Here is a 23,577-nt window from a genome sequence, read left to right on the forward strand (position 1 = left end):
GATGCAACGGCGTGTACGCAATCCTGGGCGCGACGGTGTGGCCGCTACGGCAAGTTCGGCGCTGGACTGTGCGCTCTGGGATCCGCGTGCGAAGCGCCTTGGTTTGTCTCTCGTCACTGCGCCAGGCCAGGTGCGCGACAGCATGCAGCCTGTGGCTCGCGCAGGTGCGTCACCTTCAGGGACGCCGCGATGAAGCGCACGAACTTTTCGAGCGCGTGTTGGCCCTGCGAAATGACCTCGGCTTTCTCACGGAGGAATATGACACGCGCCTGCAACGCCTCCGCGGAAACTTTTCTCAGAAGCTGTCGCACGTTGCGTTGATCAATGCGGCGCGGGTTCTCGGAAAATCATGACGGTGCATCTGCCGTTACAGATAGAGAGGTATCACGCGGCACCGCTTTTCCATTCGGACCACTCGAGCACGAACAGCGACACGAGTGCGGCTGCCGCACACACGGTGGCAAGCCAGCACAGGCCTCGAAGCACCCAGTGAGCACTCAGATCGCCCACGGCCGAATGCTTCGTGCTCAACAGCACCAGCATGAACATGACGGGGGTTGCTGTGGAGCCGTTCAACACCGCGCTCCAATACATCAGCCGTAGCGGTTCCACATGTGCAGAAGTCAGCACTACGCCGAGGGCACCGCCGAACAGCATCACGACGAGCAATGCGAGCGAGATTCGCCGGTCCGTGAGCGCCTTGTCCTTGCTTTCGACGATACCTGCGACTGCGTGTGCCGCCGAACCTGCCAGAGGCGGTAAAGCTAGCAACGCCGTTCCAATGAATGCGAGCGCCAGCACCTGCGGAGCGTATCGATACGCGACAGGTTCCAGTACGTTTGCTGCGCCGTCTATATCCGTCAGACCTCGACCATAGGCGTAGAGTGTTGCGGCCGCCCCGGCCATGATGAAGAACCCAACAGCGTTGGATAGTGCGGTTCGAATCAGCGTGTCCTTTCGGGTCTTGCGAAATTGCTGCCCGAGCAGGCGGTTATGTTCCGCAGACGGTTTGTGTTCGGGGTCGAGCCGCAACTCTTCCAGTTGCTGCGTCGCCTGCGAGAAAATCAGGTACGGGCTGATCGTCGTGCCCAGCACCGCCAGTAGCATTGAGAAGTAGTGTTCTTGCCAGTGAAGATGCGGCACGAGCGCTGCCGATAACAGCACGTGCCAGGGGATGCGCATCACGATCACGACGCCGGCATATGCAAAGAGCGACAACGTCAGCCATTTCAACGTATTGGCATATCGAGGATAGGGCAACGTAAACTGAAGCGCTACCGACAACAGCGTCGCCACGCCCGCGAATACCGCTACGGAACCATGCCACAGGAAATGTGCTGCCACGCCCATCGCAACCGTGTCTGCCGCAACATTGAGCACGTTGGCAATCAAAAATCGAGCAACTGCAAGATAAAAGAACGCACGCGGGTAGTGCTCACGCATGTTGCTGGTCAGACCTTGGCCCGTCAGCACGGCAATGCGTGATGAGACCAGTTGAAACGCGACCATTGATGGATATGACAGCACGCACAACCAGGCCAAATCCAAGCCGAACTGCGCACCAGCGAGCGAATAGGTCGCAATGCCACTCGGGTCATTGTCGCTTCCCGTCGACGCCAGCCCCGGTCCCAGATCTGCCGCCCACGAGTGAGCCACCGGTGGGTCATTGGTTTTCTCGTCCTTCCTTAGTCGGCTGATTATCACGTGGTGCCCATAACTCGAGCGATGCTGTGGGTCAATCATTTGCAGTCAGTGGCGCGTCGGCCTGCCCAATCCCTCGCACGCCATTTCATTCACCTGCGTCCGCAGGAGGTTCCTCCGCTAGCCAGTCATGCACTTCAGGCCGGACGCTAAACGTCGGAGAATCGATCCATGCTTCCAGCCAGGATCGCCAGATTCTCCACTGCGCGTCGTCCATGACGAACTCTTCGTAGCTGGACCCAGAAGGAGACTCATTAATCAGGACATAGGCGACGCGCCGACCGGTCCAATACGCAACCAGTTCATCGGTGAGGTCTGCCGTCGTTCCTACGCCATGATCTCGAAGTACGGCACCGACCTTTGCTTCAAACCCTTGACGCGTCATCGCCATCATCGTCCCCTCTACATTGAGCAGCGACACGCGGACGCCGCTGTCGCGATTCCCCCACGACCTGTGGCAAGCACGGATTGAGCCTGATTTGTCAACCGCTCAGATGCACGAGGCTCGGTTGCTGCCTGGCCTTATCTGTCAGGCTTGCAGGTGCTTGCGGCACACCCGTTGCTGCGGATCGATCGTCTCGACCGACGTTTGCAGGAGTTCAATATGCGACCGACAAGCGTTCTAAAGCCGCCGCAGCATTCCCGGCCGAGGCCGCACGGGGTCAAGGGCGTCGTGGCGTTCGTAAAAGATGTCGCAGGCCGCTTTTCCAGCGACCGCTGTACGATGATGGGGGCGAGCGTTGCTTTTTATTCCGCGTTCTCGCTCGCGCCCACACTGTTGATCGTGCTAGCAGTCATCGGCTGGTTTTTTGGACGCGATGCCGCGCAGGGGAAGCTCTTCCACCAGATCAAGGGCATTCTCGGTGCGGATGCAGCAAGCGCAATACAGGCGATCGTCGAACATGCACATTACTCGGGCAACGGCGGCATTGCCGCGTTGATATCCATTGCGTTGCTTGTGGTTGGCGCATCCGCAACGTTCTCGTCGCTCAACACGGCACTCGACGTCGTGTTCCAGGCCAATTCCCCGAAAGGCATCGCGGGCGTCGCGTTTCTGTTGCGTGCGCGTCTCGTATCGCTGGGTCTTGTGATGGGGCTTGCGTTCCTGCTCGTGGTTTCGCTCGTCCTCGACGCAGCCGTTCAGACGGTGGGGAACGCCCTCTTTGGCAGCATGGCGCTCACTGTCTTTGCGGAGGTAGCGCAGACGCTATTCGGTCTGGTGATACTGACCGTTGGACTGGGCGCTCTGATCAAATGGCTGCCGGACACACACGTCGCGATCCGGCCCGCGTTGATCGGCGGACTCATCGCGGCGGTACTCTTCACGGTGGGCCGTCATCTCTTCAGTTTTTATCTGGCACATGCAGGCACGGCTGGCTCTTTCGGTGCGGCCGGCTCGCTCGCGGTGCTGATGATGTGGCTGTACTTTTGCGCTGCCGTTTTCCTGCTGGGCGCGGAGGTGGTCGCCGTGATAAGCGGTACACCTTCTCGTGACGACAGCGACGCAGATGCGCAGGAGCCTGGTGCCGGCGGCCCGACGCAAGGCCTTTGGAAAACTCGAGCGGCTCGCAGATCGTCGACATCGCGTCCTCAAAAATAGCGTGGACGGCGCTCCCTGATTGCCTCTCTCCTGTACCCGCCCATTTGCAGAACGCCGGCCTCGCTGGTGTAGCGGTAAATTGAGCGTTCGCCGACCGGACAGTCCACGTGAAGCAAACATAGAGGCTGGTCACGGTCCGCTTGTTTCTGAAAACTGTTGCCGCAGATACCGCGCTGTGTGACTTTCATTCGCGCGCGCAACGTCGACGGGCATGCCGCTCGCCACGATCGTCCCGCCGGCGTCTCCGGCTTCCGGGCCAACGTCGATGACCCAATCGCTTTGCGCAGCCACCCGCATGTCGTGCTCGACCACCACCACCGTATTGCCCGCGTCGACCAGTCCTTGCAGCTGTATCAGCAGCCGTTCGACATCCACCGGATGGAGCCCCGTAGTCGGCTCATCGAGGATGTACAACGTGTCTCCCCGCTGCACGCGTTGCAGTTCGGTAGCGAGCTTGATGCGCTGCGCTTCGCCGCCGGAAAGCTCGGTGGCCGGCTGGCCGAGTCGCAGGTAGCCGAGACCGATGTCGCGCAGTGCGTTTAGCGCGCGCATGACGCTGGCTTCGTCGGCGAAGAAACTGCACGCGGCGTCGACGGTCAGGTTCAGCACTTCGGCGATGTTTTTGCCCTGCCAGACGATCTCCAGTGTCGAAGTGTTGTAGCGGGTGCCGTGGCAGGTCGCGCATGGCGCATACACGCTCGGCAGGAACAGGAGTTCGACGCTGACGAACCCTTCGCCCTCGCACGTCGGGCACCGGCCTTGCGCGACGTTGAACGAGAAGCGGCCCGCGCTGTAGCGACGCTTGCGCGCGGCGGGTGTGTCTGCGAACAGCTTGCGCACGTGGTCGAAAAGCCCCGTGTAGGTCGCGAGGTTCGAGCGCGGCGTACGCCCAATCGGTTTCTGGTCGACGCGCACGAGTCGCCTGATTGCCTCCATGCCCTCGGCGATGTGGCCGCTCGTCGGCGCCGACTTGCTGGCGAGCAGCGGGTCCTGTTCTTCATCGTCCGGGCTTTCGATGATTTTTCCCAACCGGCTCGCGACCAGTTCCGGCAACGCCTGACTGACGAGGCTCGATTTGCCCGAGCCCGATACGCCCGTCACCGTCGTCAGACAGCCGAGCGGAAACGCGACATTCAGCCCATGCAGATTGTTGCGAGTGATATTGGCAACCCGCAGCCAGCCCGCGGCACCGCGAGGCGTGCGATCAACCCGCGCGGCCGGGGCGAACAGATGTCGACGCGTCTGTGACGCGTCGACATCCGCGAGTCCCGCAGGCGGTCCGCTATACACCACATGTCCGCCCGCCTCACCGGCGGCCGGACCGACGTCGACCAGCCAGTCGGCACGTCGCATCATCTGCAGATCATGCTCGACGACAAACAGCGAATTGCCGGCTTGCTTGAGTTGTTGTAGCGCGCTGAAGAGCGCTTCGCCATCGGCGGGGTGCAAGCCAGCCGATGGCTCGTCGAGCACATACACGACGCCAAAGAGCTGCGACGACAATTGCGTGGCGAGTCGCAGGCGCTGCAATTCACCCGACGACAGCGTGGGCGTACTGCGCTCGGTTGCGAGATAACCCAGGCCAAGATTAATCAGAGGCGCCAGGCGTTCCAGCAATTCGGCCGCAATGCGCTGCGCGGCGAGGCGTTTCTCTTCGGACAGATTCGGCGTACGCCGCACATCGGGCGAAGCTTTGTGCGCTGAACCGCCGGCGGCAACACGCCTGTCGACGGCATCGCGCATGGCGCTCTTGCTGAGCACGGTGTCTTTGCTGGCGCTACGGCCGGTCGCCGTCGTGTCTCGCTCCAGCCATTCGCCCCGCGCGATCGGTTCGAGCATCGCGGCGAGTCCTGAGAGCGGCAACTGCGACAGTTCGGCAATGTCCAGCCCGGCGAATTTCACCGAAAGCGCTTCCTTCTTGAGCCGTTTTCCGAGGCAATCCGGGCAGTCGTTTCCGACCATGTACTGCGATACGCGCTTCTTCATCAGCGCGCTTTGGGTGTGTGCAAAGGTGTGCAGCACGTAACGGCGCGCACCCGTGAACGTGCCCTGGTAGCTTGGCTCGTCCTTGCGCCTGAGCGCGGCGCGCGTCTCTTTGGGCGTGAGCCCCGCGTAGACAGGCACTGTCGGCTGCTCGTCGGTGAAGAGAATCCAGTCGCGATCCTTTTTTGGCAATTCGCGCCACGGGGTGTCGACGTCGTAGCCGAGTGTCACCAGGATGTCGCGCAGGTTCTGTCCGTGCCATGCTGGCGGCCACGGGGCGATCGCACGCTCACGGATGGTCAAAGTGTCGTCGGGCACCATTGATTTCTCGGTGACCTCATACACGCGTCCCAGTCCATGGCATGTCGGGCACGCACCCTGAACCGTATTGGGCGAGAAGTCTTCGGCGAACAGCATCGGCTGCTTCGGCGGATAGGTTCCGGTGCGCGAATACAGCATGCGCACGAGGCTCGACAGCGTGGTGACGCTGCCCACCGATGATCGCGCGCCAGGCGTGCCACGTTGCTGTTGCAGAGCGACGGCGGGCGGCAGCCCTTCGATTGCGTCGACTTCGGGCACGCCGACCTGTTCGATCAGGCGCCTCGCGTAAGGCGCAACCGATTCGAAATATCGCCGCTGCGCCTCAGCGTACAGCGTGCCGAAGGCCAACGACGATTTGCCCGAGCCGGATACGCCGGTGAATACGACCAGCGCATCGCGCGGGATCTGTACGTCGATGTTTTTCAGATTGTGCTCGCGGGCGCCACGCACGCGTACGAAACCGGTGGGCGCGTCGGTGGGACCTGGCGTTGACTGGTGTCTGCTGCGGATGTCATCCATATCGGTTCATCGTGAGGTGCGCAATCGGCAGGTTGTGCGAATGTCCCCCGGACGCGCACTGACCATGTCAGGTCACCCACGATGCTATCGCATGCGAGCGTTGCGCATGCACAGGGAAGCCACCGCCCAATGCAAACGGCGCTTGGCTCCTTCAAACTTCTCCCAACGCCGCTTACCGCACGATCCGCACTGGGATCGACTTGGCGGCTGGCACCTTGCTCTCTTTCGCATGATGCGAGAGGGGAATCAGTGGATTGCACTCGGGGAAATAACCCGCAACGCACCCCTCAGGCAGATCGAAACTCACTACCCTGAAGCCATCCACCTGCCGCTTCATTCCATCCGGCGAGACCGCTGCGAGCGATATCGACATACCCGCTTCGAGCCCTTGACGCGCGATGTCCGCGGGATTCATCAACACGACCATCCGCGTACCGCTGATGCCGCGAAACCGGTCGTCAAGCCGATAGATCGTCGTGTTGAACTGACTGTCGCTGCGCAGCGTGAACAGACGTAAATCGGTGAGGCTGCGCTCCGGCATGTCGGGGTCTTCGTTCAACGTCTCGGGTACAAGAAACTCCGCCTTGCCGCTCTTCGTTTGCCATTTCCGTTCGCGCGCCGGCAACGGGCGGTGAAAGCCGCCAGGCGTCCACAACCGCGCGTTGAAGTCGTGAAAGATGTCGGGATAGGTTTGAGCAATTGCATCGCGGATCAGCGCATAGTCGTTGCTCCATGCTTCCCAGTCGACCGATGACTGATCGAGCGTCGCCATCGCGATGCCCGCCACGATGGCCTGTTCAGACAGCAGACGGTCGCTTGCCGGCAACGCGACACCGCGCGAACCATGCATGCAACCCGTGCTGTCCTCCATCGAAACCGCCTGCGGCTTGCCGAGGCGCGTGTCGACCTCGATGCGGCTGAGGCACGGCAGCAGATAGGACACTTCGCCATGCACGAGATGACTTCGATTGAGCTTGGTCGCGACGTGCACGGTCAGGCGTAGCTTGCGCCACGCCGGCTCGATCGCGTAACGGTCCGGAACCGACCTGACGAGATTGCCGCCAAGCTGCATCACCGCCCGCACGCGACCGTCGATCACACCCTTGCACGCATCGACAGTCGCCATGCCTTCATGGCGTGGCGGCTCGAAATGGTATTGCCCGGCGAGCTTGTCGAGCGGCGCAAGCGACGGCTTTTCCGTGATGCCGACCGTGCGCTGGCCTTGCACGTTCGAATGTCCCCGTATCGGCGATGGACCTGCGCCAGGCTTGCCAATGTTGCCGCGCAGAAGCAGAAGATTCACGATCATCCGCACGTTCTGCACGCCCATCCGATGTTGCGTGAGCCCCATGCCAAAGTGTGCGATCACGGCCTTGGCCCGCATGTACTCGTCGGCGGCCGCCATCAGCGCTTGCCGCGGCAAGCCGCTCGCCTGTTCAAGTTCCTCCCAGCCGATGTCGCGGACATACGCGGCAAACGTGTCGAAGCCTGTCGTGTGTTCTGCGATGAAGGCGACATCGATGATGCGCGCGCCGCCTTCCGACTGTGCGCGGTCGTCCGCTTCGATCACCGCCTTGCAAATGCCGGCAATCGCGGCGGAATCACCGCCCGCCTTCACCTGGTGGTATTGCGTGCTGATCTGTGTAGCGCCTGGCTTGAGCATCTGCAACGGCGATTGGGGATTCACGAAGCTCACGAGCCCCGGCTCGCGTATCGGATTGAAAGTGATGATCGGCACACCGCGCTCGCGCGCCGCCTGCAGGTCGTGCAGCATGCGCGGACTGTTGGTGCCGACGTTCTGGCCAAAGAAGAACATCAGATCGGTGTGAGTGAAATCGTCGAGCGTGATAGTCCCGACGCCAACGCCAATCGCCTCTTTCAGGCCGACGCTCGTGCTCTCGTGGCACATGTTCGAACTGTCGGGCAGATTGTTGGTGCCGTACATGCGCGCGAGAAGCTGGTACATGTAGGAGGTTTCGAGCGACGCACGCCCCGACGTATAGAACACGACGGAATCGGGATCGAGTGCCCGCAACTCGCGTCCGATCTCACCGAACGCATGTTCCCAGGTGGTTTCGACGTATCTGTCGGTGGCGGCATCCCAGCGCATCGGCGCACAAAGTCGCCCCGCTTCTTCGAGATCGTGGTCGTGCCACGCTTCGAGTTCGCTCACGGTACGCGAGGCAAAAAATTCCGGATCGACACGGCGCGAAGTCGTATCCCATGCAGTCGCCTTCGCGCCGCTTTCGCAGAACTCGAATGGATGCGGATGAGCCGGTTTGGCCCACGAACAGCCGACGCACATGAAGCCGCCGGGCTTGTTCTGATGAACGAGCACGCGGCTCGTCGTAACGGGCGCACGCTCGTGCACAAGGGCGCTTGCCACAGCCTTGACGGAACCCCAGCCGCCGCTTGCATGCTGATAGGCATCTGATTTCTTATGGGCGGTGCTCATCATGCACTCCATGAATTTCCTGGAGTCGATGCAAGCATCCGCCGTGCCTCGCGCGCTTCAGCGACACTCGCTCAGCGCAGCGAGCCCAAGGTGTTGAAGTAATGCTCGATGCGCGACAGCGCGTAACGCGCAGCGTGATGACGGATTTCGTTGCGGCTGCCGGTGAAGCGTCGGGTTTCTGCAAACGTGACGATGTGACCATCGCGCATCCGGTACGCCCACGCGAAGCATTGCGTACCGGGCGGCGGTCCGTCCGATGGCGATGCATCGGCGACGCCGGTGTTGGCCACCGCAACATGAGCGCAACACGCCTCCTGCTGCAACGCGCCCTCCGCCATCTCGCGGGCGACGGCTTCGCTCGTCAGGCCATGTTGCTGCATGGTCGCAGGCTGCACGCCGAGAAAGCCTGCCTTGCCAGACGGCGAGTATGTGACGAAGCCGACATCGAGGCACGCTCCGCTTCCGGGCACTTCGGCGAGACACGATGCAATCTGCCCCGCCGTACACGATTCGGCCGTCGCGAGCTTGAGGCCGCGCGAGCTGAGAAAAGACACCACCTGTCGTGCCACGTTCATGGCTCCCCCTCTCTCTCACTTGTGCAGTTCGGCGCGCAGCGTGCTTACATCGTTCGCGGTGACCGGTTGCGCGTTGTTGCCCCACGCACTGCGGATATATGTCAGCACCTGGGCAATCTGCACATCGGCCAGTGTCCCCACGAAACCGGGCATCGACTGGCGCGGTGGCCCTGTGAGCGTCGCCGGGCTATTGCCGCCTTCGACAAGCAGCCTGATCAGCGACGTCGTGTCTTCCGTCAGCACGGAAGGATTACCCGCCAGCGAAGGAAAGGCGTTGGGAACGCCCATGCCGTCATCGCGATGGCATCTTGCACAAAAACTGCGATACACGTTAAAGCCGAGCGACAGTTCATCGGGCACGCGGTTGCCATTGACGGACGCGCGCCCCGGATCGGCGGCCGGCGTGTAGGTGCCGGACGGCTTTTGCGCTGGCAGCGACTTCAGATAGCGCGCGATTGCCTGCGCATCCTCGTCGGTGAGGTATTGAGAGCTGTCTTCGATCTGCTCGACCATACTGCCATAGGCGATCACGCCGCCGGCGTGCCCCGTCTTAAGGAACGACGCGATGTCGGCGGCGCTCAGCCGGCCGAGGCCCGATCCTTTATCGCCTGTGAGGTTCGGCGCGAACCAGTGATCGTTGACGCTGCCCGTGAGATAGCTCTTCGATGATTCGTCGTAGCCGCGCTCCTGGAACGCCGCGCCGCGCGGCGTGTGACAGGCGCCGCAATGACCAAGCGATTGCACCAGATACGCACCGCGATTCCATTGCGTGTCACGGTCCGCACGCGGTTTGTACACGCCGCCTGGCGCAAACGCTAGCTGCCAGTAGCGCAGCGCCCAGCGCTGATTGAACGGAAACGCCACGTCAGAAGGCGGCGTTGGTTTTGCGACGGGCACAACGCGATGCATGACGTAGCCGTACAGCGCCCGCATGTCGTCGTCCGATATTTTGGCAAACGACGCATACGGCATCGCCGGATACAGTCGCTTACCGTCCCGCGCCACACCCTCGCGCAACGCGCGCGCGAAATCCTCGTAGCTGTACTGGCCGATGCCGAATTGCCGGTCGGGCGTGATGTTGCTCGACATGATCCTGCCGAATGGCGATGCAAGGCCCAGTCCGCCTGCGAGCGGCGCACCACCTTGCGCCGCCGTATGGCAGCCCGCGCAATCGCCCGCCTTCGCGACGTATTTGCCGCGCGCGAGCATTGCGTTATCAGGCAACGGCGCTTGCGCAGGCGCGGCGACGGCAGCTTCATCGGGTGTCGGCGGAACGAACAGAAGCGCGAGCGCGCAGCCGCCCGACAACACGCACGCGATGAGCCAGCGGAAGGACGGTATGCGACGAGGCTTCATCGCGTCCCGTCCCGCGGCACAATCACCGCATGCCGGGTCGCGAGCACGGGCACATTGCGACGCGTCAGCCAGCGCGCGGCGATCGCCAGTCCGCCCACCAGATACGCGGTCGCCGCCGGCACCCACATGATGAGCCCGCCCAACTGCTGATCGTGCAGCGGATCGACGCCTAGCGCGCTGCACGGTTCCACGTACAGCGGATACCAGAGGCCAGGCGCGAGTGTAATCAACGCGCCGAGTGCGCCCGTGTGGACCATCGTCGTGAATAGCGACAACATGGCATGGCCGTCCGTCTGTCGCCGCGCGCCGTCGCCTGCGACGGTCCACCAGAAGAGCAAGGCCGTCAGCAGAAAACTCGCGTGCTGTAGCGAATGTACCCATTGATGAACCAGCGCCGCCTGGAACAACGCAGGCGCATGCCACGCCCACAGCGCCACGGCGTGCAGTAGCCAGGCAACCAGTGGTAAGGTCAGCGCGTACCAGCACCGGGAAAACGCGCGCGTCCTGACCAGCCGTCCAAGCCGCAATCGCGCACGCTTCGGCAACGCCCATATCCATACGCCGAGTGGTCGGCCCATCACGAGCAATGGTGCGGCAATCAGCATCATCGATTCGTGCTGCACCATATGTGCAGAGAAGAGCGCTGTGCCAAGCGGATCGAGCGGCGAGAAAAGTGCGAGCGCCAGCCCGAGCCAGCCACCGGCAAACGCGACGAGATGGGTCGCGCGAACCCGCGCGCTGCGTGCGTGCGGCGAGCCGCGCTTGCGCAGACGCACATAGCCGATCCCATACGCGACGAGGCTTGCCATCATCAACACAAGCACCCAGGGCCCGGCCGTCCAGCCGAACGAGGGTACAACCGGGTCCGATGCGGACAGCACGTGCGCAATGGCGACGCCAGGCGTGAGCAACGCAACGCATGTCAGCGCCGTAGCGAACCTGACACGCGTGCGTGTTGCGTTCAACGACAAGGCGAGAGCAACCATTGCGGGAACCACATCATCAGTTGGATCAGCGCCGACAGTGCGGCAACCAGCATCGCCATCTGCGCAAAGAAAGCAGCGCTGGCCCCGTCGGCATCGCGTGCGCGCGACACGAGACGCCAGCGCGTGTAGGCAAGCACTGTCGCCGCCACCGAAAACAGAAATGCGACCGCGCTGACGACATCGAGCGCCAGCGTGCTGCGCTGTGCACACGCCACCTGCACGAGCGCATAGTTGAGGCTCTGCGCACCGAGCACGACAAACGGCGCGACGATCAGACCGAGCCACGAGGCAAACGAAGTCCGCATCATGGCGACATCCGTGGCGCGAAATAGATCACCAGATAAATCGGCAGCCAGCTCAACACGACGAAGTACCAGTAGACCGCGTTCTCGCTGGTGTCGACCAGCCGCTTCCCCTCGTACGGCCCGAGGTACAGCAGCGCGGCAAGGACGGCGGTATCGACGGTATCGGTGATCAGATGCGTCGTATGAAGGCCAAGCAGCAGCCAGACAATCGATCCATACGCATTCGCGTACCACATCACGTTGAGCGCGGCGAACTCGAAGCCGCGCAACACCAGAAACATCAGCGCGAACGCGAGGCAAATGACGAGCCACAGGCGCGCGCCTTCCCGGTTGCCCTTGTTCGCGGCTCGCCGCGCGAGTTCATTGGGCAGCATGCTCGCGATCAGCACAGCCGTATTCAGCGAGCCCCACAGCAGCGCCGGCGGCGGCGCATGCATCGGCCATACCGCGTTGACGGCTCGCAGATAGAAGTACATCGCGATGGCGAGCGCGAACGCCGTGCCTTCGATCAGCATCAGCCCCATGGTCGCCCACCACATCAGGCTGCGTGACCCGAAGCCGAAGCTCGGCAGGCCGCGTACGTCGAGCGTCGACGGTTGCGCGGGCGGCATCGCCACTTTCTTTGCGCCGTCGTGCGGCGCGTCGTCGGGCCAGCGTTCCAGTGCGCGCGCAATCGCATTGTTGCGCCGCGTCGGCCAGAACCAGATGATCATCGCGATCGCGACGGGCACAGTGCCCCACCACACCGCCGACGGCGTATAGATCGAGCCGATGAAGAAGACCGTCGTCGCGACCGCGCCAAGGAACGGCCAGATCGACGGCGTTGGGAACAGCGGGCGCGTGTCGGGCTGCGCGTCGAGCGCGGTCGTCGTCAGCACTTCGCGCGCGGTCGCCGTCAGTCCCGACACCCAGCGAGGCTCGCGAGGTGCCTCCCAAAGCGGCTCCTGCGCATGGACGACGGGCAGCGCGTCGAAGTTGTGAGGCGGCGGCGGGCTCGGCACGCTCCACTCGAGCGAGCCGCCGCCCCACGGATCGGCGCCCGCCCGTGATCCGTGCCTGCTGCTATGCACTACGTTGTAGATGAACACCAGCATGCCCGCAGCCATCATGTACGCGCCTATGGTCGAGCCAAGGTTCATCGTGTCCCAGCCCATGCCGTGCGGCCAGGTCCACACGCGGCGCGGCATCCCACGCAGACCGAGCAGATGCATCGGAAAGAACGTCACGTTGAAGCCGATGAAGAAAAGCCAGAAGTGCCATTGGCCAAGCCGCTCGTCCAGCATCCGGCCCATCACTTTCGGAAACCAGTAGTAGATCGCGCCAAACAGCGGAAACACAGCGCCGCCGATCAGCACGTAATGCAGGTGCGCGACGACGAAGTACGTGTCGTGCACCTGCAGATCGAGCGACACCGATCCGAGCATCACACCCGTCAAACCGCCTAGCACGAGATTGAAGAAAAACGCCAGCACGAAGTACAGCGGCGCTTTCATGTTCAGCCGGCCCGTCAGCAACGTTGCGAGCCAGCAGTAGATCTGCACGCCGGACGGAATCGCGATCATCACGCTCGCCGCCGTAAAGAAGCTCTTGCCGAGCGCGGGCACCGATGTCGCGAACATGTGGTGAACCCAGAGCCCAAACGCGAGGAAGGCGGTCGCGATCAACGAGAGCACCATCGCCGGATAGCCGAACACCGGACGGCGCGAGAACGTCGCGACAATCGCCGACATGAAGCCGAGCGCCGGGATGAAGATCAGGTATACCTCCGGGTGGCCGAAGAACCAGAACAGATGCTGCCAGAGCAACACGTCGCCGCCGAGCGCCGGGTTGTAGAACTGCGTGCCGACCAGGCGGTCGAGGATCAACGCGGTACTTGCCAGCATCACGGCGGGCATCGCGAACAGCACCATGAACTGCGTCACCAGCGTCGCCCATACGAATAGCGGCATCCGGTTGAGCGACATGCCGGGCGCGCGCATCTTGAGGATCGTCGCAATCAGCACCACGGCTTCGAGCAGCCCGGAGATCTCCGTGAACGTGATCATCTGCGCCCAGATGTCCGTGCCTTTGCCCGTCGAATAGTCGGGGCCAGAGAGCGGCACGTAGCTGAACCAGCCCGCGCGCGGCCCGGCGCCCAGGACGAGCGCGACGTACAACGTCAGGCCGCCGAACAGAAACACCCAGTAGGCGTACGCATTGACGCGCGGAAACGCGATGCTGCGCGCGCCGACCATCAGCGGCACGAGCCACGCTGCAACCGCCTGCATGACGGGTACGGCGAACAGGAACATCATCGTCGAGCCGTGCGCCGTGAAGATCTGGTCGTAGAGGTCCGGTCCGAATAATCGGCTGTCTGGGCGAGCCAGTTGGGTGCGCATGCCGAGCGCAAGCAAACCCGCCAGTAGAAAGAAGACGAACGTTGTGACGATGAAGCGGCGCGCAATGGTCTTGTGATTGACGGCCGACAGCATGCCGATAAAGCCGCCCGGATCGCGCCAGGTTTGCGCGAGCGCATCTCTTACGTGTTGCGGTGCGTCCGGCCCGTCCTTCAGATCGAGGTTCACACCCGTCGCGATTCGCGGTTCCGCGGTGCTCATTGCAATGTCCCCAGCCATGCGACGACGGCCCGCAGATCGTCGCCGGCTAGCGGCACTGCCGGCATCGTCGTGCCTGGTTTGACCGCTTGCGGATCGCCAATCCATTGGAGCAGATCGGCGGGCGTGTTTGCGAGCGCGCCTGCTGCGATCGTCTGGCGGCTCATCAGATGCGTGAGATCCGGGCCGAGCGTGCCTTGCGCGGAAGAACCACGCACCGTATGGCATCCGGCGCAACTCGACTGTTCGAAGATCGACCGTCCGCGTTGTGCCAGTGCGTCGGATGGACCTGAAGCGGATGCAAGTTGCTGGACGTGCCACGCCGAGTATTGCTCGGGCGATTGCGCAACGACGAGCATCCCCATGAGCGCATGCTCTGCACCGCAAAACTCGGCGCACTGACCGCGGTATATGCCGGGCTTGTCGGCGCGAAATTCGATTGTCGTCTGGATACCCGGCAGCATGTCCTTCTTGCCGTGCAGATTCGGCACCCAGAACGTGTGGATCACATCGCCTGCCTTCAGCGCGACGATGACGGGCCGACCGACGGGCACGTGCAACTCGTTGGCAGTCGCGAAACCGGGCTGGTCCGCTTCCGGCGGATAGACAGCCTGCCACCACCATTGCTGCCCCGTCACTTCGATATGCACCGCGTTCTCGACGGGCAGCTTCGAGAGCGCGCGATCCGTCGTCACGTCGGCGATTACCAGACCGACGAGCAGCACGACCGATGCAGCCGTCGCCGCGATGACCGCGTTGCGCGTGCGCGTCGAAGTTCGCTCGTCGGGCTGAGGAGTGGACGGCGACGAGCCGGCGCTACGACGGTTGCGCATGAGCGCCACGAGCGTTGCAAGAAGCACGGCTGCGAAAACGGTTCCGCAGATGACCAGCGTCACATTCCATAGCCGCAGGATATGCGCCGCCTGCACGCCTGCCGGCTCGAGCGCGCTCTGTTGCGGCGCGGCGGCGACATCGAGCACGACCAGCGCCGAAAACACCAGGACGCACGCACGCAGCGCCGCGTACGCGCGCGAGTGAGCTCGTCGAACACGGCTGTCGGCGGTCATCTGGTCCGGTCAACTCGATGGAAACACCGGTGCGTCGCATACCGTGTGCCAGTCAGTCATGACTCTAGGTCACGGACGCGCGCCCACACACCTCGGCACCGCTGGTTCGAGGAACGCTCATTGCTGAATGTGGATGCGGATCGTGAGACCGTACATGGACGGCAGCGACGCAATTCCTCACATATTTCAGGGAGATACGAATGAACACGCAGAACAAGGAAAGCGGATCGACTGACGCCCCCGCTACAGCGGACGCGATCGCGTTGCTGAAGGCCGATCACCGCGCAGTTGAGAAGCTCTTTGATGCGTTCGAAAAGGCGGCGGACGGCGATCTGGACGCAAAGGGCACGCTGGCGCGGCGCGCATGCGAAGAACTGAGATTCGACTGCCGGTAGAGCGGAAGCAAGCTAAAGGCATGCACCCCGGCGCCCGTACCATCGCTCGGGTTTCCAGAGCCGACGAACACCGTGCCGCCAACCGGCGTGTCCCCGGATTTGATCGATCCGGGCATCTCGAAACTCGCTAACATGCTCCAATAGACAATCGTTATGGGTCGGAGATAACAGACACTTCACCGAACAGACACTTCACCGCAAAACGATCGGGCGGTGGCAATTACCCGGGGAGTAACATCATCCCGGGAGGCAACACGAGAAACCATGAGTGGATCACCATGCAAAAACTCACCCCCGCCGGCCAGCAACTGATCGAAGAAGTAGCCCAGCGACATGGGTTCAGCACGGATGCGGTGATGAGCATGCTGGAGTCTGTAATTCGCGGTAACGGCAGCATGGCCCAGTTCGATCACCCCGAATTTGGTGGCTCCGGCCAGTGGATGCAGGGAGGAATGACCATGGTCTCCGACATGTTCAACCACTACCTGAAGGGCCGGGTCGACGGGCTCTGTTCTGAGCTTTCCCGCCTGGTGGCAAACCAGCCCGACCTGATTCGCAACGGCAGCTTCCAGTCGCAGAACCAGGGTACCCAGCAGCAGGGCAACGACGGTGGCCGCCAGCAACAACAGCAGAACGCTGGTTACGGTGGCAGGAACCAGCAGCAGACTGCAGCCGGACCAGTCGAACCGGTGAGTCTGTTCGTTCCGCCCGCGCCCGGCAATTCCGGCGACTGGTGGCCCGCTGATCTGGGGCGGCCCAACACAACGGGTGCCCAGAACGACGTCCGCTATGCCTACTTCGGACCGACCCGGCGCCTGGCGATCGAAGTGAACGGCAAGGTGACGGTCTACGATACGCTCGATCACCAGATCAGCGGCTTCTCGCAGCAGCAGTCCCGCGGCGCGTCCCTCACATTCGCGAGCCAGCACGGCCTGGTTGCTGTCGCCAGCCTGCCGGTTGTTTCGTTGGGCGGGGTTCCGCAGCCGGTGTCGCCGCTGATGCAGGAGGAGCCCGTCAGCACTCAGTCGGTGGCCCGCGAGACAGACGTGTTCGCCACCATAGAGAAGCTCGCCGCACTGCAGGCGAAGGGGATTCTCAGCGATGAGGAGTTCGCCGCCAAGAAGGCGGAGCTGCTGAGCCGTTTGTGAGCGTCCTGTCATCGCGCAGCGCAACGGGGCACGATTTCGATGGGTAGAGCGAATGGCGGCTAACCTGGGATGGCCACAAGCTTTTGACGTCTGCAGCCCCGAATGCCTTTGAAGACGCCTGAAGCGCAACTTGTGCGCTGGAAACATCCGTGGGCTTTCGTGGAGACAACCCGAGTGCCAGCCACGGTACAGTGGCCACCAAGGGCAACAGCAGTTGGCCGAAGTGCGCCTGCTTCCACGACCGAAATGAGATCGCGCCCCAACGTCCAGCCAGCTGGTTTCGTACAGCCGCATGTGGGGGATTCCTGGCCTGAGGGGGGAACATGGACCGGTCAAGGCGTGCGCTGCTTGAATATCACGAACGCAGCAAGCACCACGTCAACTTCTACGCCCCTGGTCCCGGGAGGCTCGATTGGACAACCCAGCCGGATCCGTTCCGGGTGTTTCACGGCACACCGCGGGTAGATCTGCCGTTAGCCGCGGAAACACTGACTACACGCTACAGCGCGTTGCGCTGCGGCGCCCTGCCGCCCGCGCACGCATTCGATCTAACCAGTCTGGCAATCCTATTCGAACTCTCGCTCGGCCTGTCAGCGTGGAAATCGTATGGCGCCCAGCGGTGGGCACTGCGCTGCAACCCTTCGAGCGGAAACCTGCATCCGACCGAGAGCTATCTGTTGTGTCCCGCTCTGCCCGGCGTGTCCGCCGGGGTCTACCACTACCTGAGCCGGGACCATGCGCTTGAACAACGCGCCGCAGTGAACGATCCGCGATGGACTCAGGCGTTTTCGGACAGCGGTGTCCTGGTCGGCATAAGCTCGATCTACTGGCGCGAGGCGTGGAAATACGGTATGCGTGCATGGCGCTACTGCCAGCACGATTGCGGCCATGTCATCGCTGCGCTGAGTTACGCAGCGACTGCGCTCGGCTGGCAGACGCGGCTGGTGGAGGCGGCTGCCGATGATGAACTGGCCGACTTGCTAGGATCGCACCGCAGCGCAGATTTCGTGGACGCCGAAGCCGAGGCGTCGGATGTGTTGCTCTGGATTGGCAATCCTGAATGGCGGCCTGACCTTGAGCGCATGCGGACCGCTTTGGACAAGGCGCAGTGGTCCGGACGCGCGAATCAGCTGAGCTCGGGACATGTGAAGTGGCCGGATATCGATTCGATCCATCTCGCCACGCACAAGGCCCGGACTCCCGAACCGACTTCGCCGAATCCAGAACTGCGCCCGCCCCCTGCGCAGCCCGCCCTTGATCTCCGCTTTGCCCAGATCGCCCGGCAGCGTCGCAGCGCGGTGAATTTCGATGGTACGACGCGCATCGCCAGCGCGGCCTTTTTCAGCATGCTGGGGTGCCTGTTGCCACATCGCGACACGCCGCCGTGGAATGCCCTGATATCTCCTGCGGCAGTGCACGCGGCACTATTTGTGCATCGCGTCGACGGCCTGGAGCCGGGTCTGTATATGCTCGTGAGAAATCCCGGAGCGCTGCCGGTTCTCATGCAGTCTCTGCGTCCAGAATGGCTGTGGAAGAAGACCGGGCCGGACTATCTGCCGCTCTATTTTCTACTGCCTTACGATTTGCGCGCCGTGGCAAAGTTGATCTGCTGCCACCAGGATATCGCCGCCGACGCCTGCTTTGCGCTGGGAATGATCGCGAGATTCGAAATCGCCCTGAAGCAACCATGGCGTTATCGCCACCTCTTCTGGGAATGCGGCATTCTCGGCCAGGTTCTGTATCTCGAAGCCGAAGCCGCCGGAGTGCGTGCCACGGGGGTTGGTTGCTTTTTTGACGACGAAATGCACACACTGCTCGGAGTGAAAGATCACGCCTGGCAGAGCTTGTATCACTTCACAGTCGGTGGCGCGGTGGACGATCCACGCCTCTCTGCATTCCCGCCGTATGAGGTTCAGCCCTGAAGCGAGCGTCCCACGTTCCGCCCCTGGCGAGACGGCATTCGCCAGGATCAACCGCGGCGACTGAATGTGGCTTTGTCGCGATAAAACGATTGCTGTTGCGTGCCGTTGTCTTTCATCTGCCCCTTGGCGATCATGTGCGCCACCTCGATGCCACCAAGCAGAATGCGGGCGCACCGGAAATTCTTGAACCCAAGCATGGTTCGGGTGCGCCGCTTGATCGCGCGGTGGTCCTGTTCGATGATGTTGTTCAAGTACTTCGTCTGGCGGATCTTGATGGGCGTTTCGCGCTCGGCGTTGATGGCTTCCAGCGCAGCCAGATTGCGCCGCTTTTGTCGATCGTCACCGTCTCGGGTTCGCCATTCCGGGCGATCGATTTTTCGAAATACCGGCGCGCCGCGGTCTTATCCCGATGGGCCCGCAACAGAAAATCGACGGTGTTGCTGACGTTCATTATCGCAGGTTGCAATCGGTGAAAGGTGAGCTAGAATCAGGTGCATTCTTCACCACGGGTTCGCTCACCATGCAAATGGAAAGCTGGGTCGGAGCCATCGAGCGCGAATGGCATCAGTTGCGTCGCGCCGACCCTACACTGGATGTCGAAAAATTCTCGCGCCACGTCATTGCGGCAAACAAAACCGGATTCCTGTCACCGGAGTCGCTCGCCGCAATCGCCAACGCCCTTCTCACCAGCACGTTAAACCATGCACCCTATCTGGGCCGCTGGCTACTGGAGCGCATTGGCGCGAACCGCCATCCGGCCTGGCGAACGGCAATGGCCATATCACTCGTCGCACCAACAGGTGGGGACGCGGACTTTGAGAGAGGTAACGCGATTCTTGAAGACGTGATGAAGGATGAAACCGCGGACGGTCGTCTGCGCGGCCTGGCCGCCGCCGCGCTGGCCGACAGCGCACGGCTTGGGCGGGGCGTGCAGGCGGATGTGAGCCGTGCGCGCTCGCTCTACGAGCAGGCCATTGAACTGGGACACAAAGCCTCAGCACACAATCTCGGACTTTTCTGGGAGGGCGTGTGGGGTGCAGAAGACAGGAGCGTTGTCCCGGACCGCACAAAGGCCATGCAGAGCTATCGACGCGGTGGAGATGACAAACGTTGCCAACGCCGTCTGGAGGCGCTACGTCGAGGCACTACCGCCTGCGAGTCGGGCGGGTTGAAGAACCTGAGCGGCACCCGACGGATTTCTCTCATCAATGGATAAAGGCAAGGTGACGGAGAAGAGACTCTCCGTCCTCCGTGATGCGAGGGCGTACTGCCCCGCCCGCGAGCCGCTCCAGTGCGACAAGCTGGCGTTCAAGCAACGTACCAAGTTCTTCCCGTTCGGCAATGTGATCGGCGGAGTCCCTGACCAGCATCAATGTTGCGAATTCGTGGGCGCTCAACAAGTGATGCTCCTGATGCAAAGAGAGATACGCAGGTCGTCAGGTTTCCAGTGACTGGCGTTCGATGACGACCCACAATGGTGGATCCAATACCGAGGGCGAAAAGCTTAACGTCGAAATGTGACAGCATGAGGGCGGCCGTTTTGGCGCTGGACGCCCGGCGGTGACACATAGGTAGCGACCGACACATCAGATGACAGCATCGCCTCCTCTATAATCAAAATATTCAGAATATCAACATCGCATGGAGCCCTACTTTATGAGTCAAGCCCGCGGGCGATATGCGGGATCCCGGGGCAACGGCCAACGCCATCCTCACCACGAAAAAAAATCTCCGCCCAACCGGCAGGGACAACCGTATGTGAAGGCGCCTCCCCGCGACTCCGTCCAGACTGCCTCCATCTTCAAAACACGATCTTTTCAGTTTCTGGTCGATGCGGTAGGTGCCGAGAATATCGCGATAGCACTTGAATCGAACATGACGCGCGTGGGCGAACTGATGAAGGGCGAACGATTCACGCCCGAGACGGCCTTCCACATGGAAACTACGCTTGGGTTACCGCATGGCTTTTTTGACCAGCCCCATCCCGCGCTCGCGGCCGAGACCATTGCACGCCTGAAGTCACCGCTCGACTTCATTCAAACGGATGACGGACATGACGTAGAGCCTGAAGCAATTAAGCCCGCTTCTGCCCTGAACGTCGATCATCAACCATTTCTTGAAGATAGTTTGTCTGAGGAAGCGCAAATGCCAAAGAAAGTAGCGGGCGGGTCGCCCAGCGCCGTCAGGAACATTCAAAGCGAAATGCCCAAACAGCCTAAACCTCAAGCACCGCTCAAAGCTTCGCCTTCGAAAGACAAAGCGTCGCCTAAAACCCCTCAACAGCAACCGCTGGCACTGAGCGACAGCGCCGAGGTGGAGAACATCCGACGTGCTAACCTCCACGTTCTCACGAGTCGCAACGGATCAAAAGTAAGACTTGGCGTGGTCATGGAGATGAGTGGATTCAACATAGCCGATCGGCTACATGGCAAGAAGCGCATGGACAGTATCGAAGCAAACCGGTTCACGGAGCGACTGGGTTTGCCATCTGGCTGGCTGGACACGCCGCGCTCCGAAGCCGAGATTCCAGAGTCGGTGTCGCGTATGCTTACGCCTGCTTCGCGTGGTCGCGTATCCGCTCAACAACACGAGCCGCTTGCGACTGCAACAGACGTTGGCGCGCCAGTGAAGAAGCTCGCCAAAGCGAAGGCGAACACGACGCGTTCACGTGCGGGCGACCTGGGCGAATCGGAAAGCCTCTCGCCTGTTTCGGCGGATGGCGCAGGAGAGCAAGAGACGATCGTCATCAGCCCGCCAGTTCATGTGAATGATTTCGCCGACGACCTTGCCGGACGTCCACTTGAAGAAAGTAACGGCCAGGCACCGGCAGCCACACCGACAGCCCTTGAGTCGCTCCCCGCCCCCGTATCGCAGCGAAACCCGGTACCACTCGCCTTCTCTTCCGTGACCAGCCTGGATAATCTTCACGGTATCGAACCGATAGCGGAAGCATTGATCAAGACGCTGGCAGGTAAAGCACGCACGGGTCGATTGGACGAATTGAAAGCGCTGGAACTTTTGCAGCAAGCGGTCCTGTTGTGAGTCAGTGGTAGCGCGCCTGGCCCCCTCGGGCCATGACACATAAAATGCATCTACATGGCTTGGGCCGGCGCGCGCGAAAAATGGCGCCGTTTCAGGTCCTGCCCAACGAGCGACGATTGCCCGTCGTCTTGCACATCTCCAGCAAATCGGCACCGCCGCGGAACGGATGCGGCAACTGTTTGACAGCGGCGAGCACCATCGTACTCGGCGCGCCCGCCGTCACGACAAAGCCGACCAACCGACAGATACGTCGATTCGCGTAGCGTTTCGCCGTTCACACCTAACGCGTGCAACTTGAGTCCGTTCGGATGCTCGGGCAGCGCCTGCCGATAGAACGGAATGTGGTCCTTCTGCACGAACGGGATAGCGTGCGAGCCGAGCAGTGCAAGCGTGAGGGAGGTGCGGACCTGTTCGAGGCCGGCCGCTATCGTGTCGGGATCGACGGTATCGGGCGCTCCGCAGCCAGGTTCGCGGAAATCAGTGTACAAGTACCCCGTCAACGACGGGCGCTGGCTTTTTTACCGAAGTTCTTCCGAGACGCAACTGTAGTTGCTGTCTGCTGGTGTTCCCCGACGCCCTTCCGAGAGATGCCATTCGCGGTCGCTACGGCGCGAATGGCAGAGGAGCAACCTAAATCTGCCTTGCCAAAGGGTGAGACGTGAACGTCAGGTGAGGCCGAACTCGAGTCTTCCTACGCGGAAATCTGGCAAATTCAGTTGACGATCAGTAAGTTGCGCCGCGAGGCCAGGAGAATGGCAGACCTGCCCGGCCAGAGCGAATGCAATCTCACCTCGCTCCGCTGCATTGCAGCGCTAGATGCCGACGGATCGGAAACGCGTCATGCCGGTAGAAGGTATTCCGGCAAGTTCAATCATTTCGCATGCGCGCAACCAACGCGAGCAAGCGAGCACTCATTTCCTCGGCCGGCAAGTGCGCGAGCCAACCGTGACCAGGAAGCAGCCATTCGAAACGATACGCGGCCAGCTTGCCAAGCGATTCGGTGAGTTCGGTCCATGAATTGCAACAAGCTCGTTGCGGCATCATGTCGACTTGATAAGCGGGCCACCCTGTACAGGAGATTGATTTGACCGAGCGCTCGTCTGAATCTCGCGTTACTGGATATCCCGGTGACTCGCTTTCGGCGTCGTGTTGTCAACGGCTCGGCCCCTGTCCTCGCGTTGAGCCATTGTTAGTTTTAGCCTAGAGGGACGGGCTGCGAGGCAGACTCGAACGCGTCGATTGCTGGTTGCCGCCGCTGCCCGAATACCTTGGCGGCAAGCCTGTCGTTGGATCGGCTCAGCCATCAGACACTGCGTCCGTGCCCCACCTTCTAGTTAAACATTTCCGGCCGCAGGTCGCTTACCTCGATGATCACGTCGGCGGGCAGATTCGCCCGACGTGCAGCGGCGCGGATGGCGTCTGCGTTGGGCGCCTCATACAGGCAATAGGTCTTCTTCTTGTCCGCGCTGAGAAACGAAAAGAGCCACTCGATGCCTTCCTCGTCGTTGATTCTCTTCACAGTTGCAGCACTTTCACCCGTGACCTCGAGTTGTTCCGCAAAATTACGTTCAATCATAAAACGCGGCATGTGATTCTCCTTGAGTAGCG

At 61.8% G+C, this 23,577-nt stretch carries 19 protein-coding genes and 4 pseudogenes; 8 read left to right on the forward strand and 15 right to left on the reverse strand.

Annotated features, from left to right (window positions below):
- Position 1: 1 nt before the first annotated feature.
- Both C2L65_RS43780 and C2L65_RS47260 read left to right on the forward strand, forming a co-directional pair.
- Entirely contained in the window at positions 2 to 193 is a 192-nt protein-coding gene (locus tag C2L65_RS43780) for a hypothetical protein (protein ID WP_081920806.1), read from the forward strand.
- Positions 194 to 215: 22 nt separating this feature from the next.
- Positions 216 to 353 carry a glycoside hydrolase family 15 protein gene (locus tag C2L65_RS47260; protein ID WP_427910227.1) on the forward strand — a complete coding sequence of 46 codons (138 nt, stop codon included), beginning with the start codon at positions 216 to 218 and terminating at the stop codon, positions 351 to 353.
- A 31-nt stretch (positions 354 to 384) separates the two neighbouring features.
- Here the strand turns inward: C2L65_RS47260 and C2L65_RS43790 are convergent, their stop codons facing one another.
- Both C2L65_RS43790 and C2L65_RS43795 read right to left on the reverse strand, forming a co-directional pair.
- The gene (locus tag C2L65_RS43790) at positions 385 to 1,743 is read right to left on the reverse strand and encodes an NRAMP family divalent metal transporter (protein WP_233446738.1); all 1,359 of its coding nucleotides are present in this window, start codon (positions 1,741 to 1,743) and stop codon (positions 385 to 387) included.
- Positions 1,744 to 1,789: 46 nt separating this feature from the next.
- Positions 1,790 to 2,122 (reverse strand): hypothetical protein, encoded by a 333-nt coding sequence (locus C2L65_RS43795; RefSeq protein ID WP_233446739.1) that lies wholly within the window; start codon positions 2,120 to 2,122, stop codon positions 1,790 to 1,792.
- 183 nt (positions 2,123 to 2,305) lie between these two features.
- On the opposite strand from C2L65_RS43795, the gene C2L65_RS43800 reads away from it, so the two are divergent.
- Positions 2,306 to 3,301, forward strand: a complete 996-nt coding sequence (locus tag C2L65_RS43800) for a YihY/virulence factor BrkB family protein (protein ID WP_081920819.1) — start codon at positions 2,306 to 2,308, stop codon at positions 3,299 to 3,301.
- A gap of 129 nt (positions 3,302 to 3,430) precedes the next feature.
- Here C2L65_RS43800 and C2L65_RS43805 read toward each other — a convergent pair whose 3' ends face one another.
- From C2L65_RS43805 to coxB, 8 genes are all read right to left on the reverse strand, one after another.
- Positions 3,431 to 6,124 (reverse strand): ATP-binding cassette domain-containing protein, encoded by a 2,694-nt coding sequence (locus tag C2L65_RS43805; RefSeq protein WP_103254690.1) that lies wholly within the window; start codon positions 6,122 to 6,124, stop codon positions 3,431 to 3,433.
- 172 nt (positions 6,125 to 6,296) lie between these two features.
- On the reverse strand, positions 6,297 to 8,591 hold the full coding sequence (locus tag C2L65_RS43810; protein WP_081920805.1) for an FdhF/YdeP family oxidoreductase: 2,295 nt from the start codon (positions 8,589 to 8,591) through the stop codon (positions 6,297 to 6,299).
- Between the two features lie 59 nt (positions 8,592 to 8,650).
- On the reverse strand, positions 8,651 to 9,154 hold the full coding sequence (locus C2L65_RS43815; RefSeq protein ID WP_042305768.1) for a CinA family protein: 504 nt from the start codon (positions 9,152 to 9,154) through the stop codon (positions 8,651 to 8,653).
- Between the two features lie 15 nt (positions 9,155 to 9,169).
- The gene (locus C2L65_RS43820; protein WP_081920804.1) at positions 9,170 to 10,510 is read right to left on the reverse strand and encodes a c-type cytochrome; all 1,341 of its coding nucleotides are present in this window, start codon (positions 10,508 to 10,510) and stop codon (positions 9,170 to 9,172) included.
- Positions 10,507 to 11,496 (reverse strand): cytochrome c oxidase assembly protein, encoded by a 990-nt coding sequence (locus C2L65_RS43825; protein ID WP_081920803.1) that lies wholly within the window; start codon positions 11,494 to 11,496, stop codon positions 10,507 to 10,509. Before C2L65_RS43825 ends, C2L65_RS43820 begins: the two co-directional genes overlap by 4 nt.
- A complete protein-coding gene (locus C2L65_RS43830; protein WP_052426824.1) occupies positions 11,472 to 11,804 on the reverse strand; it encodes a hypothetical protein in 333 nt (110 codons plus the stop codon). Before C2L65_RS43830 ends, C2L65_RS43825 begins: the two co-directional genes overlap by 25 nt.
- Complete coding sequence (ctaD, locus tag C2L65_RS43835) at positions 11,801 to 14,398, reverse strand: cytochrome c oxidase subunit I (RefSeq protein ID WP_042305767.1); 2,598 nt, start codon at positions 14,396 to 14,398, stop codon at positions 11,801 to 11,803. Before ctaD ends, C2L65_RS43830 begins: the two co-directional genes overlap by 4 nt.
- A complete protein-coding gene (gene coxB, locus C2L65_RS43840) occupies positions 14,395 to 15,462 on the reverse strand; it encodes a cytochrome c oxidase subunit II (RefSeq protein WP_052426823.1) in 1,068 nt (355 codons plus the stop codon). Before coxB ends, ctaD begins: the two co-directional genes overlap by 4 nt.
- 200 nt (positions 15,463 to 15,662) lie before the next feature.
- Between coxB and C2L65_RS43845 the strand changes: the two are divergent.
- The 3 genes and pseudogenes from C2L65_RS43845 to C2L65_RS43855 form a co-directional block, all read left to right on the forward strand.
- A pseudogene (locus C2L65_RS43845) lies at positions 15,663 to 15,839 on the forward strand (hemerythrin domain-containing protein); the annotation flags it as partial.
- 296 nt (positions 15,840 to 16,135) lie between these two features.
- Complete coding sequence (locus C2L65_RS43850; protein WP_042305765.1) at positions 16,136 to 17,005, forward strand: SHOCT domain-containing protein; 870 nt, start codon at positions 16,136 to 16,138, stop codon at positions 17,003 to 17,005.
- Positions 17,006 to 17,328: 323 nt separating this feature from the next.
- The gene (locus C2L65_RS43855; protein ID WP_042305764.1) at positions 17,329 to 18,927 is read left to right on the forward strand and encodes a SagB/ThcOx family dehydrogenase; all 1,599 of its coding nucleotides are present in this window, start codon (positions 17,329 to 17,331) and stop codon (positions 18,925 to 18,927) included.
- 47 nt (positions 18,928 to 18,974) lie between these two features.
- On the opposite strand, the pseudogene C2L65_RS43860 reads toward C2L65_RS43855, so the two are convergent.
- Positions 18,975 to 19,369: pseudogene (locus tag C2L65_RS43860) on the reverse strand (DDE-type integrase/transposase/recombinase); the annotation flags it as partial.
- Here C2L65_RS43860 and C2L65_RS43865 point away from each other — a divergent pair.
- Positions 19,337 to 20,143, forward strand: coding sequence for an SEL1-like repeat protein (locus tag C2L65_RS43865; RefSeq protein ID WP_233446740.1), 807 nt, complete (start codon positions 19,337 to 19,339; stop codon positions 20,141 to 20,143). The pseudogene C2L65_RS43860 and the gene C2L65_RS43865 overlap by 33 nt on opposite strands.
- Here C2L65_RS43865 and C2L65_RS46995 read toward each other — a convergent pair.
- Positions 20,133 to 20,327, reverse strand: coding sequence for a hypothetical protein (locus C2L65_RS46995; protein ID WP_081920802.1), 195 nt, complete (start codon positions 20,325 to 20,327; stop codon positions 20,133 to 20,135). The two genes, C2L65_RS43865 and C2L65_RS46995, sit on opposite strands and share 11 nt — an antisense overlap.
- Before the next feature lie 256 nt (positions 20,328 to 20,583).
- Between C2L65_RS46995 and C2L65_RS43875 the strand changes: the two genes are divergently transcribed.
- On the forward strand, positions 20,584 to 21,969 hold the full coding sequence (locus C2L65_RS43875) for a hypothetical protein (protein WP_042305775.1): 1,386 nt from the start codon (positions 20,584 to 20,586) through the stop codon (positions 21,967 to 21,969).
- Positions 21,970 to 22,087: 118 nt separating this feature from the next.
- Here C2L65_RS43875 and C2L65_RS43880 read toward each other — a convergent pair.
- From C2L65_RS43880 to C2L65_RS43890, 3 genes and pseudogenes are all read right to left on the reverse strand, one after another.
- Positions 22,088 to 22,424: pseudogene (locus C2L65_RS43880) on the reverse strand (serine dehydratase beta chain); the annotation flags it as partial.
- 412 nt (positions 22,425 to 22,836) lie between these two features.
- Positions 22,837 to 23,001, reverse strand: a pseudogene (locus C2L65_RS47000) (MBL fold metallo-hydrolase); the annotation flags it as partial.
- A gap of 298 nt (positions 23,002 to 23,299) precedes the next feature.
- Complete coding sequence (locus C2L65_RS43890; protein WP_042305760.1) at positions 23,300 to 23,557, reverse strand: DUF4242 domain-containing protein; 258 nt, start codon at positions 23,555 to 23,557, stop codon at positions 23,300 to 23,302.
- Positions 23,558 to 23,577 lie beyond the last annotated feature (20 nt).

This window comes from Paraburkholderia terrae (genome assembly GCF_002902925.1).
GTDB lineage: Bacteria > Pseudomonadota > Gammaproteobacteria > Burkholderiales > Burkholderiaceae > Paraburkholderia > Paraburkholderia terrae.

Coding starts and splice junctions, on each gene's coding strand:
- C2L65_RS43780 (WP_081920806.1), top strand. CDS start 2: ATGCAACGGCGTGTACGCAATCCTGGGCGCGACGGTGTGGCCGCTACG.
- C2L65_RS43800 (WP_081920819.1), top strand. CDS start 2,306: ATGCGACCGACAAGCGTTCTAAAGCCGCCGCAGCATTCCCGGCCGAGG.
- C2L65_RS43850 (WP_042305765.1), top strand. CDS start 16,136: ATGCAAAAACTCACCCCCGCCGGCCAGCAACTGATCGAAGAAGTAGCC.
- C2L65_RS43805 (WP_103254690.1), bottom strand. CDS start 6,124: ATGGATGACATCCGCAGCAGACACCAGTCAACGCCAGGTCCCACCGAC.
- C2L65_RS43815 (WP_042305768.1), bottom strand. CDS start 9,154: ATGAACGTGGCACGACAGGTGGTGTCTTTTCTCAGCTCGCGCGGCCTC.
- C2L65_RS43855 (WP_042305764.1), top strand. CDS start 17,329: ATGGACCGGTCAAGGCGTGCGCTGCTTGAATATCACGAACGCAGCAAG.
- C2L65_RS43820 (WP_081920804.1), bottom strand. CDS start 10,510: ATGAAGCCTCGTCGCATACCGTCCTTCCGCTGGCTCATCGCGTGCGTG.
- C2L65_RS43875 (WP_042305775.1), top strand. CDS start 20,584: ATGAGTCAAGCCCGCGGGCGATATGCGGGATCCCGGGGCAACGGCCAA.
- C2L65_RS43890 (WP_042305760.1), bottom strand. CDS start 23,557: ATGCCGCGTTTTATGATTGAACGTAATTTTGCGGAACAACTCGAGGTC.
- C2L65_RS43865 (WP_233446740.1), top strand. CDS start 19,337: ATGGGCCCGCAACAGAAAATCGACGGTGTTGCTGACGTTCATTATCGC.
- C2L65_RS43810 (WP_081920805.1), bottom strand. CDS start 8,591: ATGGAGTGCATGATGAGCACCGCCCATAAGAAATCAGATGCCTATCAG.
- ctaD (WP_042305767.1), bottom strand. CDS start 14,398: ATGAGCACCGCGGAACCGCGAATCGCGACGGGTGTGAACCTCGATCTG.
- coxB (WP_052426823.1), bottom strand. CDS start 15,462: ATGACCGCCGACAGCCGTGTTCGACGAGCTCACTCGCGCGCGTACGCG.
- C2L65_RS43830 (WP_052426824.1), bottom strand. CDS start 11,804: ATGATGCGGACTTCGTTTGCCTCGTGGCTCGGTCTGATCGTCGCGCCG.
- C2L65_RS43825 (WP_081920803.1), bottom strand. CDS start 11,496: ATGGTTGCTCTCGCCTTGTCGTTGAACGCAACACGCACGCGTGTCAGG.
- C2L65_RS43790 (WP_233446738.1), bottom strand. CDS start 1,743: ATGATTGACCCACAGCATCGCTCGAGTTATGGGCACCACGTGATAATC.